Source organism: Hymenobacter sp. (genome assembly GCF_036388155.1).
Lineage (GTDB): Bacteria > Bacteroidota > Bacteroidia > Cytophagales > Hymenobacteraceae > Hymenobacter.
The window spans coordinates 1-14,875 of record NZ_DASVSI010000064.1 but is presented as its reverse complement, the minus strand read 5'-3'; the positions used below and the strand labels follow the sequence as shown (position 1 = coordinate 14,875).

The window sequence follows — 14,875 nt, the reverse complement described above, 5'->3', positions numbered from 1 at the left end:
GGGCGGGGGTTTTGGGTTTGGGGGTTTGGGCGTGGGCAGCAGGCGCCGAAAGCAGGCCAACGGCCAGGGCGGTGCCAAACAAGAATTTCGTGGAGAGCATGATGCGTGAGAAACGAAGCGGGGTGCAGGCCGGTTTTCGGGCGGGAGAGAAACCGTACCATCGGCCAAAACGGTGGCAAGAAACCACTTAAGTAGTAAGTCAAAAGTAGCAAGTCCTTATATTTTGCAAAACGGTCTTAGAGACAGATACTTACAATCTTAGTGCTTAATTCTTGCCACTCGCTGCTCATGCAAACCCGATGCTTCCCCAAAGCCTCGTTCGTTTGGGGCATTTACGGCTGATTGATGAGGCTAAAATCGTCAAAAATCGCCGTAGTCGTGGCCGGCCCCTGCGCCAGCACGCCCACGCGCACGCCCCGGTCCCAAGGCGGCAGAAACTGCCCGTTGGTGGCGCCATCGTTGGCCAGGGGGTTGGTCCAGGTGGTGCCGTCGGTGCTCCAGGCGAAGCGGTAGCTGTTGCCGCCCTTCACTTGCATGCGCAGCTGCACGGCTTTGCTGGCAGCGCTGGGCAGGACGGTTTGGGCCAGCACGGTCTGCTTGCCGTTGCGCCGCTCCCAGAGCTGCAGCTTGCCGCCGCTCGCGGTAAGGGCCAGCATATTTTTGGGGTCGCCGTGGGCGGCGAGGCCAGCCGTGGCGCTGGCCGGCAGGGCCGCGGGCGCCAGCAAGGTAATGGTGGCCGTGTAGTCGGCGGTGAGGGTGTGACGCCCCAACGCCGCGCCGCCCTTGTCAGGGTGGGCCGTGAGGCGCAGCTGGCCGCCGCGCACGGCAAACTGCGGCCTGTCTTCAATGGGCCATTGCCAGTGCACGCCCAGCTTGGCGCCGTTAAAATCGTCGCCGACGGGCTGGGCCGCTGCCGGGTTGTACACGGCCGGAGCCACGCCCTGGGTCACAAACTCCGGCCAGTTGTCCGCTTTCCAGGCAAACTCCGTCAGCACGCCCTGGCGGCCCACGTTCTCGAAGCTGTTGGCCGCGTAGGCGTGGTGCAGCAGAAACCAGCGGCCGTCGAAGCCCTGCGTGACGGTGCCGTGGCCGGGGCAGCGCCACGCCTCGGTGGGCTGCAGGATGGGGTTGCGCGGGTTTTTCTCCCAGGGGCCGAGCAGGCTTTTGGCGCGGGCCACGCCGGTGCCGTAGGTGCAGGTGTGGCCGCAGCAGCCGTTGGCGGCATAAAAGGCGTAGAAATAGTCGCCGTGGCGCACCATGCTCACGCCTTCCACGAGGTTGCCTTCCCAAGTCTCGGTGTTGCGAAACAGCTCCTTTTTCTCGCCGGTGAGGGCGGTGCGCGCCTCGTTTATCGGCTGGGCCCAGATGGGCGTGGGCTGGTTGACGCTGTTGCCGTCTTCCTTCCAAATGAGGTAGAGCTTGCCGTTTTCGTCGCGCATCGGAAAGCCGTCGATGGAGCCCACGGGCTGGCCCACCAGCGGGCCGTGGTCGCGGTAGGGCCCTTCGGGGCGGTCGGCGCTGGCCACACCCACGGCCAGGTTGCCGCCCTTTTTGTGTGCCGTGTAGTACACGTAAATTTTACCGCCCTCCTGCGTGATTTCGGGGGCCCAGAAATAGTAGTCGGCCCACTCCGGCAGCTTGTCCGGAAACATGTGCCCGACCAATTCCCACTCGGTCAGGTTCTTCGATTTCAGCAAAGGAAACGCCGGCCCCCAGTTCGACGACGTGGCCGAGGCCCAGTACGTGTCGCCCACCTTCACCACCGACGGGTCGGGGAAGTCGCCGGGCATCACGGGGTTGATAAAGAGCGGTTTCCCGGCGGTGGTCGTGGCAGCAGCGGCCGGCTCGGTAGCCGGCCGCTCTTTGGCCTCAGCCCCAGGCCCACTCACTTGGGTACTCGTGGGCGTTTGTTGGCAGGCGGCGGTCAATAAACTGCTGATGAGGAGTAACGACTTGGCTGGTGAAGCGATGATGCGCATAATTATTTAGGGAAGGGAAAGAGCCGGGATACCGGCGAAACGATGTTGTGGATGGCATTATTCTCCGCCCGGCCGGGGGAGCAGAGTGCCCGTTGGGGCGGGCGTGCCGAAGTTGGGGGTGCCGTCGGGGTTCCAGTCGAATTTTTGCATGCGGGGGCTGCGCGCGTCGCCGCAGCCTTTGTTCGGGTCGATGTTGGCGTGGTAAACCATCCAGTTTTCCTTGCCGTCGCGCGAGATGAAAAAGGAATTGTGGCCGGGTCCGAACGCTCGGTCGGCGGGGTCTTTGGTGAAGACGGGGGTGGGCGTTTTGGTCCAGGCAGCCGGCAGCATGGGGTCGGCGGTGCTGCTGGCCGTGAGCAGGCCCAGAGCGTAGTCGTCGGTGCTGCAGTGGCTGGCCGAGTACACCAGGAAGGTTTTGTTCTCGTGCTTGAGAATTTCTGGCCCTTCGTTCACCCTGGGGGCGCCGTTTTGCTCCCAGGGGTATTGCGGCACGCTGAGCTGCACCCGCGGGCCGGTGAGGGCGGTGGGGCTGGCCATGCGGCAGATGTACAGGTTCTGCTGGTCCGAGCCCGCTTCCTGGCCCGACCACACGAAGTAGCGGTTGCCGTTCTGCTCCAGAATGGTGCCGTCGATGGCCCACAGGTCCTGGCCTGGCACGGCAATGGGCAGGGGTGCACTCCAGGTGCCGGTGGTGGGGTCGGCCGCGGCGTTTTCCAGCACCCACATGCGCTGGCCGCCGCAGCAGTTGCCCGGCCCGGCCGTGAAGTACACGTACCACTTGCCGTCCAGAAAGTGCAGCTCCGGCGCCCAAATGTCGCGCGAGGTGGGGCCGCTGGCGGGCGGCGTCCAGATAATTTTGCCCAAAGTCGAGCGTAGCTCCGACATCTTAGCCGTTTTCCATAGCGTCAGGTTGCCGCCGGTGGTGTGCATGTAGTAGTAAAAGCCGTCTTTCTGGGTCACCCACGGGTCGGCCCCGGAGCCGAGCAGCGGGTTGGTGTAGGTGGTGAGCGGCGCCGGGGGAGGCATTGCGGGGGCAGCCGCTTTCTTGCAGCCGGGCGCGCTCAGGAGCAGCCAGGAGGCAAGAAGGGAAGCGCGTAGGGACCACATGGCGGGCGAAATTGGGTGGGAAGTGCGCGCCCGCAACGTTTGCCGGCGTAGAAGTACAGGGTGGTTAAGGTAAGCGGCGGCAGGCTCATCCATTACGCGCCCGCCTCTACTTTAACCCAAACAGCCGCTGCACCAGGTGGCACAGCGGCTGTGGGTTGTCGTTGGTAAGGACCAGCGAGCTTAGTTATAGTTCGGGTTTTGTGCGAGCCGGTTCAGGTCGACCTCCGATTGGGGGATGGGCAGCAGGCGCGATTTGCCCGGCACGAAGGTGGTGAAATCGGGGTCGCGGGCTTTGAGCTGGTCAACAGTCGTTTGGTTATCCAGCAGGCCCCAGCGCTGCAAATCGAACCAGCGCACGCCCTCCCCAGTCAGCTCCGTGATGCGCTCGTGCATGAGTTGCATGCGCATGGCGGCCTGGCTGGCCGACGCCGACGCGGGCAGGTCCCCCAAACCGGCGCGGTTCCTCACCCGGTTGATGAGCGGTACGGCGGCAGCGGTTTGGCCTTGCTCGTTCAGGGCTTCGGCTTGCAGCAGCAGCACGTCGGCAAAGCGCATCACGCGCTGGTTGATGGGCGAGTCGAAGTCCTCGAACGTGCGGTAGTAGTCGGTGGCGTACTTGCGGTAGTACACCCGTCCTAGGTTGCGCGCATCGCGCCGGTAGCGGGTGACGAAGCCCACGCCGTACACTAGGGTGTCGGCATCAATCGGCAGAGAGGAAGCAAATTGGGTTTGGTCGCGGCGGTTGTAGAACGCGGTGGCGGCCAGGCGCGGGTCGCGCTGCCCATTGGCGGCGGGCTCTTGCAAAAACTCGCGCACCACCCACGGCCGCAGCTCCCCGTCGCCGAAGCCCGCGCCGGCAAAGCCGGTGCCGGGCTGGCCCTGAATTTCCGGCGTGCCGGGAATGCCCCAGAACTGCGAGCGCTGCCCGCCCTGCGACGACGTAGCGTCGGGGCCGCCGGCGGCGTCGTTGCCGCCTCGGTTCACGTCCGAAAACTGGACTTCAAAGATGGATTCCCGGTTGTTCTCCGTGGTGTGGCGGAAGTTGTTCGTGTAGGCCGGCTCCAAGTCGTAGCCACTAGCGGGGGCGATAACCTGCGCGAATTGCGCCTGCGCGTCGGCCCAGCGCCGGTTTTGCATGTAGGCCTTGCCGAGCAGCGTGGTGGCGGCGCCTTTGGTGGCCCGGCCCACGTTGTTGCCGGTGTAGGATACCGGCAGGTCGGCCTGGGCGGCTTGCAGGTCGCTGAAAATCTGCGACCACACCTGCGCCTCGGTGCCCTGGGGGCTGCTCTGGTTCAGGTTGGTGGAGTATTGCAGCACCAGCGGCACGTTGCCGTACAGCGACACCAAGTTGTAGTAGCTCAGAGCGCGCAGGAAGCGCGCTTCGGCCAGCACGCGCTTTTGCAGCGTGGCGTCCATCTGAATGCCGGGCACGTTGGCGAGTATCTGGTTGCTGCGGAAGATGGTGCGGTAGTGGTCGCGCCAGATGTCGCGCGACACCTCAAAGTCGTAGTTCACCTGCACAAAGCGGGTGAAGTCGGCCAGCTCGCCCCAGGGGCTTTGGCTGAAGCCGGTGTCGTCGCGCAGGTCGAAGGCGAAGTTGAGCCAGCGGCGGTACATGCCCAGCCCTTGCAGACCGGCGTAGTTGGCCACGGAGGCGCGTACGGCGTCGTCGCTCGTCTTCCACGACTGTTCCGTGAACGGCAAATTGGGATTCACTTGGTCGAGCAGGTCTTTCTCGCAAGCGGTGGCGCTCAGCAGCAACGCACCCGCGAGTCCCAACCGGGCTAAAAATGAAACTTTCATATCGGAGGATAAATCAAGAGTTGGAGGAAGGCCCTTAGAAGCCGGCCTGAATGCCCAGCGTGAACGAGCGCAGGTTGGGGTAAGAACCCTCGTCCACGCCGCGGGCCAGGCTGTTAATCTGGCCGTTGTTGCCGCCGTTGGTGCCCGTGGTGGGGTCGTAGGCGCCGGTGCTGCCCACCGTTTCGGGGTCGTAGCCGCTGTAGTCGGTTATCGTGAACAGGTTTTGGACCGTGGCCACGATGCGCAGCGAAGACACGTACTTGGCGCGCTCCAGCACGGTTTTGGGCACGGTGAAGCCGAGCTGCAGGTTTTTCAACCGCAGGTACGAGCCGTCTTCCAGCCAGCGCGTGGAGTTGAACCGGGCGTTGTTGCCGGCAGCGGCGCCGTTTTGCGGGCCGCCCGCGATGATGGCCCGCGGCGTGGTGGTCGAGGGGTTGGTGGGCGTCCAGGGGCTGAAATCCGCGCGGTAGTTGCTGTTGTCGGCGGTGTTATCGGTCAGGAAGCGGCCCAGGTTCATCACGTCGTTGCCTTGCACGCCCTGGAAGAAGGCCGTCAGGTCAAATCCACCGTAGCCCAGGTTCAGGTTCAGGCCGTATTGAATCTTGGGGAATACCCGGCCCACGTGCGCCCGGTCCTGGTCGGTAATTGCGCCGTCGCCGTTGACGTCCTTGTAGCGCACGTCGCCGGGAGCCAGGCCCGCCGGGATGTTGGCATCACCGGTCTGGTAAATGCCGTCGAACTGGTAGAGGTAGAACGAGCCCACCTCGTACCCTTTCTCGGTGCGGGTGATTTCGCGCGGTCCGCCGGCGAAGAAGTTGGGTGACCCAGTGCCCTCAACCCCAGCGGTGCCCAGGTCAAGCACGGTGTTCTTCAGCGTGGTCAGGTTGGCCGTGGCGCCGTAGCGAAATTTGGCGCGGTCGTCGTTGTAGCCCAGCACGAATTCAAACCCCTTGTTTTCGAGCTCGCCCAAGTTGCGGTAGGGGTTGCCGCCGGCGTTGCCGAAGCTGAGCGGCAGGAAAGGAGCAACCAGCGCATCGGTGGTTTTCGACACGTAATAGTCAGCCGACAGCGTCAACCGGTTGGCCAGGAAAGCCGCGTCGAAGCCCACGTTGGTCGTCTGCCGGCTTTCCCAACGGATGCCCGTGCTGGCGTAGTTCGTCTGGATGGCTCCGTTCTGGATGCCGCCGCCCAGGCCGTAGTTGGTGTTGGTGTTGAGGAAGCTCTGCGGCAGGTACGAGCCGCCATAGTCCCCAATGAGCAAGTCGTTGCCGAGGCGGCCATAGGAGGCCCGCAGCTTCAGGTCGGAGAAGATGCCGTTGTTCTCGAAGAATTTCTCGCGCGACACGCGCCAGCCCAGCGAACCGGCCCCGAAGTTGCCCCAGCGGTTGTCCGGGTCGAAGCGCGAGGAACCGTCGCGCCGGAAGGCGGCCGTCACCAGGTAGCGCTGGTTGTAATCGTAGGTCAGCTGCCCAAAAAAGGACTCCTTGCTCCACACGTACGAATAGCCCAGCACCTGCGGCGTCTGGCTGCCCGCGCTCAGCGCCCAGAAATAGTCGGGCCCCTGGCCGTAACCGAAGTTCACGCCGCGGGTGAACTCCCGCTCGAAGCGCTGCCGGCTGTAGCCGCCCACCACCGTCAGGTTGTGCTCGCCAAAGCTCTTGTCGAAGGTGAGCGTGTTTTCCACCATGCCGAACAATTCGTTGCCCTGGCTTTCGCCAAAGTTCGACGGCTCGGTGACGTCATTCTGCCGCCAAACGCCATACCGCCGCCGCTGTTGGTCTTGGAAAGCGTTGAACTCCGTGGCCAGGTTGAGGCGGTAGCGCAGGAAGTCAGTAACCGACACTTCGCCGTACACGTTGCCCTGCAAGCGGTTCGACGTGCCCGTGTCGTTCAGCAATTCCTGCGAGGCGATGGGGTTCAGGCCAAACGTGCTGGCGTTGGGGTTGCCGATGCCGAAGCCGCCCGGCACCGTGGGGTCCCGCACCGTGTTCACGGGCAGCATCTGCACTACGTTGTAGAACGGCGAGCCGTAGAACGGTCTGATATTCAGACGGGTTTGATTTGCGCGCGAGAGCAGAGCATTCTCGCCAATCTTAAGTCGCCCGCGGGTAAAGCCCGTGTTCACGCGCAAGCTGTAGCGCTCAAACTCCGGTCCTATCACCGTGCCCGTTTGCCGGAAATAGCCGCCCGACACGTTGAAGTTCGAGTTCGGCCCACCGCCCGAAAAGCCAAGGTTGTAGTCCTGCACCGAGCCCTGCTTGAAGAACTTCTCCTGCCAATCGGTGTCCACCCCGGCCGGAATGTTGGCGGCGAACGGCTGGCGGGGCAGTCCGGCGTTGTCGTAGGCCTGGTTGTTGATGGCCGCCCATTCGGCCGCGTTGGTCAAATCCAGGCGCTTCACCAGGTTCTGCACGCCGCCGTTGGCGCTGAAGTTGATGGCCGTGGTGCCCGATTTGCCCTTTTTGGTAGTGATGATGACCACGCCGTTGGCCCCCGAAGCCCCGTAAGGCGCCAGCGAAGCCGCGTCCTTCAGGATTTGCACGCTCTCCACGTCGGCCGGGTTGAAGTCGCGCTGGCCGCCCTGGCTCTGCACCCACAGCCCGTCGATGACGTAGAGCGGGCCGCTGCCGCTGGCAATGGTGCCCAGGCCGCGAATGTTGATGGTCGGCGCCTGGCCCGGCTGCCCGGAGTTGTTCACCTGCACGCCGGGCACACGGCCCTGAATGGCCTCGCCCACGCTGGCCACGGGCGCGCGGCGCACGTCTTGCGCGCTCACCGTGCTCACGGCGCCGGTCACGTTTTGGCGCTCCTGCACGAGGTAGCCCACCACTACGGCTTCGGACAGCTGCTGCACGTCCGTCGCCAAACTCACCGCAATGGTGCTCTGGCCGTTCACGGGAACTTCCCGGGTTACGTAGCCCACCGAGGAGATGACCAGGGTGGCGTCGGCCGGGGCGTCAATGGTGAAGCTGCCGTCGGCGCCGGTGCTGGTGCCGTTGCTCGTGCCGCGCACCAGCACCGTGACGCCGGGCAGGCCTTCGCCTTTTTCATCGGTTACGCGCCCGGTAATGGTTTGCATGGGCGCCGTTGCAAAACGGAAAGGCACCGCTGGAAAGCGGGCGGCTTCAGCGCCGGACGCAGCCAGCGTGCACAAGGGCAGGCAGCAGAGCAAGGCCGGCACCGTGTGCCGCCCCAGTCTGAGGTAAGATTTTTTCATAGTTAGGAAAAGGTTGGTGGGAAATACAGAAGCTGAAGGATGAGATTACAAACGTTTGCACGTAAAATGCTGCCCCAAACGTTTGCAGTGAGTGTTAGACCATTATCCGTGTGTTAGTAAAATCCAAAATGGTTGAGCTAAATGGCGCTAAGCGGCTAAAAAGCCAGAAAATACGCCCGGATGCGGGCTGCATCAATGCTGCAATAGTAGAAAATAATTGAGGAACAATCAAATTCCTTCTGGATTATGAAGGAAGCTAAATTGTTTGATTTCGTCAATAAAGACGTGTTTATCTCTTTTATAGTTGGTGCTGATTCGTCGCAGAACACTGATGCATTACTCCAAAACGAGACTATTTATTAGACAATCGATTGCGCAAATAGGCCAGCCAAACGCAGGGCATAGATTCAGCCCATAAAGTGAGTGCGGCTAGTTACTGTTCAACTTTTTAATCAAGTCAGTCTCGTCCCGGCGGTAGGGGGTGCCGTCCTGCCGAAACACTTCGTGGAACCACTCGCCGGGCTCGCTGCCGTCGGCCAGGGGCGTGTCCCACTGGTACTTGGTGTTGGTCTTGCCGTCCACCAAACCCCAGTTGAAAGCCGCAATGCGGTATTTCTTCAGCAGCGGCAGGGTGTTGACGAAGCGGCTGTTGCGGGGCCGCGCCATGTACTCGGTGCAGACCAGGGGCCGCCCGTGGGTAGAAAGCAACGAAATGATGCGCTCGTGCAGCAGCACGTCGTCGTAGCAGTGGTAAGTCACAACGTCGGAATGCGTGGCCTGAAACGCGTTGAGGGCCGCAAATTCCCGGTCCCAGTTCCAGAGGCCCACGCTCAGGGGTTGGTCGGGGTTGGCGGCCTGCGCCCAGGCAAATACGTTGCGCAGGAGCGGCAGCGAAGTCCCCAGCTTCCCGTTGTTGCCGGGCTCGTTGTACAAGTCCCAGAGCAGGATGCGCTTGTCGTGCCCGAAGCGGGTGAGGACGTCCATCACGTAGGGCCGCAGCGCCATGAACGTGGCCGAGTCGCGGGAGGCCGGGTCGCCGGGGTCTTGCATCCAGCCCGAATTATGCACGCCGGTTTTGGGCGCGGGCTGGGGGCCGGCCTGGGGCATTTTGTTCCAGCAGTCGTCAAAAAACACGAACATGGTTTGGATGCGGTGCTTGTCGGCAATGGCCAGGTACTGGTCCATGCGCTGCTTGAAGCCGGCCGGGTCCTGTTTCCAGGCCAGGCTGTGCAGAAACACGCGCATGGCGTTGAAGCCAATGCTTTCGGCGTAGCCCAATTCGCGGTCGATGGTGGCGGGGTCGAAGGTGGCGGCCTGCCACATTTCGAGCTGGTTGATGGCCGTGCTGGGCGTGAAGTTGGCCCCCGTCAGCCAGGGATGGGTTTTGTACCAGGCGTTGGCCTTGGCCGCGGTCCAGCGCGGGCTCGATGGGACCGTTGCGGCCACGCCGCCCTTGGCTTTGGCTTTGACTTTTTGAGCGTCGACAGCAGGGGCGGTCAGCAGGCTCAGCAGCAGCAAGAGAGGGGCTAGTTTCTTCATGTGGGAATTTTGGGAAAGCATGGAGGCGCGGGCCGGGCAAGACATTGCTCAGCTCGAAAAGGTAGAGGCAAAAATGTGAATCGAGGCAATGGACAGCTTTTAGCAAAGAATAAATTCTACTTTCGTGTCTGTCCTTCCCACCATTTCAACTCACTGCTCTATGTCCATTCCCCGCCGTCAGTTCCTGCACTACGCCGCCGTGGGCGGCTTGCTGGCCCTGCTGCCCACCGACGCGGCCAGCGCGGCCCGCACCTACCGCAACCCCGTGGTGGCCCGCAACTTCCCCGACCCGGCCGTGCTCTTGCACCAGGGCGTGTACTATGCCTTCGGCACCACCGGCAACGGGCGCACCCGCGACGGCCGCATCTTCAGCGTGCTCACTTCCAAAAACCTGGTGGACTGGCAGGACGCGGGCGGCGCCCTCACGCCTCCGAAGGGCAGCGAGGGCGCCGACTTCTGGGCCCCGGAAGTGGTGCTGCACAACGGCACTTTTTACATGTACTACTCGCGGGGCGGCGGGGCCATTGCGGCCACCGTGGGCCACCGCCTGCACGTGGCCACCAGCCGCACCCCGCAGGGCCCTTACACCGAAGTGGCTCTGCTGGACGTGCCCGAAAGCAAGTTCACCATCGACGCGCACCCGTTTTGGGACACCGACGGGCAGTGGTACCTCTTCTACGCCCGCGACTTTATTGACACCAATAATGGCTACCGCCCCGGCACCGGCCTGGCCGTGGACAAGCTGGTGGGCATGACCAAGCTGGCCGGGGAGGCGCGCACCGTGCTGCGCGCCCGCCACGACTGGACGGTGTTTGAGAAAAACCGCACCATGCCGCTCTACAACAACCAAACCTTCGCCGAGTGGCACACGCTGGAAGGGCCATTCATCCGGCGCCACGCTGGCAAATACTACTGCTTCTACAGCGGCGCCAACTTCCTGACCGACCGCTACGGCGTGGACTTCTGCGTGGCCGACAAGGTAATGGGGCCGTATGCCGAAGCGGGCGGCGGGCAGGGCGCGCGGGTGCTGCATTCGGTGGCCGGCCACGTGCGCGGCCCCGGCCACCACTCGCACATCATGGGGCCCGACGGCAAGACCGAATACCTGGTTTATCATGCCTGGAACACGGCCATGACCGAGCGCCAATTGTGCATCGATAAGCTTGAGTGGACGGCCCAGGGGCCGCGCTGCCTGGGACCCACTTACACCCCGCAGCCCCTGCCCGGTTGAGGCCGGCTGGCGCTGGCGCAACGACGGGCCGTACTTTGCCGTTGCAGGCTCCCAACGTTCTGCTTACCGCTTATCCCTCATGCGCCTTCTGTACATTCTGGTGCTGGCCGCTCTGCTGGCTTTCGCAACCCGACCCGCGGCCGCTTACGCCGTGCTCACCCACCAGGCCAACATCGACTCGACCTGGGAGCGAAGCTTGGTGCCGGCCCTGCAGAAACGCTTTCCCGGGGGCACGGATGAGGAAATTGCCGCGGCCAAAGCCTATGCCTACGGCGGCGCCATCATCCAGGACATGGGCTACTACCCGTTTGGGAATGTGCTCTTTACCAACCTCACGCACTACGTGCGCTCCGGCGACTTTGTGCGGAGCTTGATAAACCAGTCGCGCAACCGCAACGACTACGCGTTTGCGCTGGGCGCCCTGGCCCACTACGCGGCCGACATCAACGGCCATTCCGAAGGCACCAACCGCGCCATGGCCAGCGTGTACCCCGACCTGGCCGCCAAGTTTGGCCCGGTCATCACCTACGAGCAGGCACCCAAGCAGCACACCCAGCTCGAATTTGCCTTCGACGTGGTGCAGCTGGCCAGCGGCAAATACCACTCGCAGGACTACCACAAGAACTTCGGGTTTCAGGTGAGCAAGTCGGTGCTGGAGCGGGCTTTCCTGCAAACCTATGGCCTGGAGCTGGGCCAGGTGCTGCCCAACGTCGACCTGAGCATTGCCACGTTCCGCTTCGCGGTGAGCCAGCTCATTCCCACGGCCGCCCGCGCCGCGTGGCACTACAAGCGCAAAGACATTCTGAAGCTGAGCCCCGGCGCCCGGCGCCGCGACTACCTGAAGCGCGTGAGCCCCAAGGAATTTCGGAAAGAGTACGGCAACGAGTACGAGCGGCCCGGCACCGGCGCGCGGCTGCTCTCGTACTTCATCCGGGTGCTGCCCAAGATTGGCCCGCTCAAGCCCTTTGCCTTCAAGTTGCCCACCCCCGAGGCGCAAGCCCTGTTCAAGGCCAGCTTCCGGAAGGTGATGGCCAGCTACCGCGCCGACCTGGCCCGCCAGCCCGCCGACAGCTCCGCCAGCCCCCTGGCCCTGGCCAACACCGACTTCGACACCGGCCACCCCACCCGCGCCGGCGAATACCCGCTGGCCGACGAAACCTACGGCGAATGGCTGCGCAAGCTGGCCGACAAAAAATTCGAAAACCTCACGCCCCGCGCCCGCGAAAACATCCTGACGTTCTACGGCACCCAGCCCAAAACCCCTGCTTCGGAGGAGGAAAAGGAGGGCAAGAAGCAGGAAGAAACCCGCGCCGCGCTGGACAAGCTGCGGGCCGTGAAGTAAGCTGGGCTGTGTGGGCAGTGAGCAAAAGCATTGAAAAAAGAATGGTCATGCTTCGACAAGCTCAGCATGACCGTTTATTGACGGTCCATACAGCCTAGAGCAGTTTCGGGGTCGGTGTAGAGTAGCGCGAACTACGAAGTCCCTGCTGGGCATGGTCGCGCTACTGCCCGGCCGGTACACTGGCTGCGAAACCGCGTTAGTAGCTGCCCCTTTTGTCTGCCGCAGCCGCCCGGCCTATTCGTGCAACAGGTCCGACTGGTCTTTTAACGCCACTCCGGACAGCTGCCGCCGCAGCGACTCTTGCAGCAGAAAAAACAGCTTAGCCGCTGCCGCCGGATACGCCAGGCCTTCGGGCCGGATGTTGGACACGCAGTTGCGGGCTTCGTCGGTGAGGCCGGGGCGGGGACCGTGGGTGAAATAAGCGCCTAAGCTGTGGGGCGACGTCAGCCCCGGCCGCTCGCCGATGAGCACCAGCACCAGCCGGGCCCGCAGCAGCTGGCCCACTTCGTCGCCCAGCGCCACCCGCGCCTGCTCGGCCAGCACCAGTGGCCCCAGGCGCAGGCCGGCCTCCCGCAGCCGGGGCAGCAGCAGGCGCAGCAGCGGCAAGGCGTGCTCGTTGATGGCCGTAGCCGACAGCCCGTCGGCCAAAACGATGACGAGGTCACATCCTTCCGAAGCCAGCTCTGCCAATTGAGCTTTGGATGGCTCATCGAGTTGCCGGCCGTGGTCGGGGCGCTGCAAATAGTCTTCGCGCGTAGGCGCCTGGCTGCGGACCTGGCACAGCGGCAGCTGTAGCACCGGCAGCGCTGCCAGCAGCGCATCCGTGGCCAGCACCGAATACACCGCGTCGCGGGCGTGCGCGTGCGCCAGCTTGAAAGCCAGCGACTCGCGCAGCGGCACGCTGGTACCGGTGCGGCCTAAGGCAATGCGGGCGTCGGTGTAAGCTTTGAGTCCAGACCACGGGTCAGGTTCCGGAGCAGAAGGAAGGCTGGGCAGGTCGGGCATGGAGGGGATGTAAAAGGAGTGTATAGGTGCTATGCGTAATTGATGTTAGTGTCATGCAGAGCGCAGCGAAGCATCTCGCCCGCCACCAGTAATCCTGACGATTGAGTTACTACCACACGCGAGATGCTTCGCGGCGCTCTGCATGACACTAACTGCGCTCTGCATGACGGGCTTATTGTGCTTTTCCTCACCGAAGTGGCGGCGGCAACTGCCCCAGTAGCTTGGTTTCGGCGGAAGCGGGCAGTTGGCAACCTCCCTTATCAAAAATGCCTTGCTGAGTCAGCCAGGCTTCGAACTCGGGCGCTGGGCGTAGGCCCAGCACCTGGCGCACATACAGCGCGTCGTGGAACGAGGTGGACTGGTAATTGAGCATGATGTCGTCGGCGCCGGGCACGCCCATGATGAAGTTGCAGCCGGCCACGCCCAGTAGCGTGAGCAGCGTGTCCATGTCGTCCTGGTCGGCTTCGGCGTGGTTGGTGTAGCACACGTCCATGCCCATGGGGAGGCCGAGGAGTTTGCCGCAGAAATGGTCTTCCAGCGCCGCCCGAATGATTTGCTTGCCATCATACAAGTATTCGGGGCCGATAAAGCCGACCACCGAATTCACCAGCAGCGGCCGGAAGCGGCGGGCTACCGCGTACGCCCGGGCCTCGGCGGTTTGCTGGTCGAGGCCGTGGTGGGCATTGGCCGAAAGGGCGCTGCCCTGGCCGGTTTCGAAGTACATCACGTGTTGGCCGATGGTGCCGCGGTTCAGGGCCAGGGTGGCTTCATGGGCCTCTTGCAACAGCGTTAGGTTAATGCCGAAGCTGGCGTTGGCGGCTTCGGTGCCGGCAATGGATTGGAAGGTCAGGTCCACGGGCGCCTTTTGCTGAATCAGCTCCAGCGTGGTGGTGACGTGGCACAGCACGCACGTCTGCGTGGGAATGGCGTATTGCTCGCGCACGGCGTCCAGCATGTGCAGCAGGTTGCCCACGGCCCGGGGGTTGTCGGTGGCCGGGTTTATCCCAATCACGGCGTCGCCGCTGCCGTAGAGCAGGCCATCGACCAGACTGGCGGCAATGCCGCGCAGGTCGTCGGTGGGGTGGTTGGGCTGGAGGCGCGTGGCCAGGTGCCCACGCAAGCCCAAAGTGTTGCGAAACCGCGTGACGACCTCGCAGCGCCGCGCTACCGCAATCAATTCCTGGTTGCGCATCAGCTTCGATACCGCGGCCACCATTTCCGGCGTCAGGCCGGGGGCGAGGGCTTGCAGCGTGCCCGCATCGGCCGCGTCCGAGAGGAGCCAGTCGCGCAGCTGCCCCACGGTGAAATGCGCAATGCCGGCAAACGCCGCGGCATCGTGCCCGTCCACTATCAGGCGCGTCACTTCGTCTTGCTCGTAAGGCACCAGCGCCTCGTTGAGAAAGGTGCGCAACGGTACATCGGCCAAGGCGTATTGCGCGGCCACTCGTTCCTCATAAGTAGCGGCGGCCACCCCGGCCAGCCCGTCGCCAGAGCGCATGGGCGAAGCCCGCGCCAGCAGCGTTTTCAGGTCATCGAACACGTAGCTGTGCTGGCCAATAGTGTGACGGTAGGGCATGACGCTGCGCTTAATGAGGAATGAGCAATTTTGATGAACTGAACAAAAAGGCCGTCATGTCGAGCGCAGCCGAGAC

The 14,875-nt window shown here is 63.4% G+C and carries 9 protein-coding genes; 2 read left to right on the top strand and 7 right to left on the bottom strand.

Translation table 11 applies throughout. The features are described from left to right. Positions 1-332: 332 nt before the first annotated feature. The 5 genes from VF629_RS09015 to VF629_RS08995 form a co-directional block, all read right to left on the bottom strand. The gene (locus VF629_RS09015) at positions 333-1,979 is read right to left on the bottom strand and encodes a family 43 glycosylhydrolase (protein WP_331058141.1); all 1,647 of its coding nucleotides are present in this window, start codon (positions 1,977-1,979) and stop codon (positions 333-335) included. A 57-nt stretch (positions 1,980-2,036) separates the two neighbouring features. Then, entirely contained in the window at positions 2,037-3,086 is a 1,050-nt protein-coding gene (locus VF629_RS09010; protein WP_331058140.1) for a glycoside hydrolase family 43 protein, read from the bottom strand. Between the two features lie 180 nt (positions 3,087-3,266). After that, positions 3,267-4,889: a RagB/SusD family nutrient uptake outer membrane protein gene (locus VF629_RS09005; RefSeq protein WP_331058139.1), complete on the bottom strand. Its 1,623-nt coding sequence runs from the start codon at positions 4,887-4,889 to the stop codon at positions 3,267-3,269. A gap of 34 nt (positions 4,890-4,923) precedes the next feature. Then, entirely contained in the window at positions 4,924-8,106 is a 3,183-nt protein-coding gene (locus VF629_RS09000) for a TonB-dependent receptor (protein WP_331058138.1), read from the bottom strand. Between the two features lie 429 nt (positions 8,107-8,535). Further along, positions 8,536-9,645, bottom strand: a complete 1,110-nt coding sequence (locus VF629_RS08995; RefSeq protein ID WP_331058137.1) for a 1,4-beta-xylanase — start codon at positions 9,643-9,645, stop codon at positions 8,536-8,538. 160 nt (positions 9,646-9,805) lie between these two features. On the opposite strand from VF629_RS08995, the gene VF629_RS08990 reads away from it, so the two are divergent. Both VF629_RS08990 and VF629_RS08985 read left to right on the top strand, forming a co-directional pair. Then, a complete protein-coding gene (locus VF629_RS08990; RefSeq protein WP_331058136.1) occupies positions 9,806-10,876 on the top strand; it encodes a glycoside hydrolase family 43 protein in 1,071 nt (356 codons plus the stop codon). Between the two features lie 79 nt (positions 10,877-10,955). Continuing rightward, positions 10,956-12,218: a zinc dependent phospholipase C family protein gene (locus tag VF629_RS08985; RefSeq protein ID WP_331058135.1), complete on the top strand. Its 1,263-nt coding sequence runs from the start codon at positions 10,956-10,958 to the stop codon at positions 12,216-12,218. A gap of 234 nt (positions 12,219-12,452) precedes the next feature. Here VF629_RS08985 and eutC read toward each other — a convergent pair whose 3' ends face one another. Then, positions 12,453-13,223 (bottom strand): ethanolamine ammonia-lyase subunit EutC, encoded by a 771-nt coding sequence (gene eutC / locus VF629_RS08980; protein ID WP_331058134.1) that lies wholly within the window; start codon positions 13,221-13,223, stop codon positions 12,453-12,455. A 187-nt stretch (positions 13,224-13,410) separates the two neighbouring features. Beyond that, positions 13,411-14,799 carry an ethanolamine ammonia-lyase subunit EutB gene (locus VF629_RS08975; RefSeq protein ID WP_331058133.1) on the bottom strand — a complete coding sequence of 463 codons (1,389 nt, stop codon included), beginning with the start codon at positions 14,797-14,799 and terminating at the stop codon, positions 13,411-13,413. Positions 14,800-14,875: the final 76 nt, after the last annotated feature.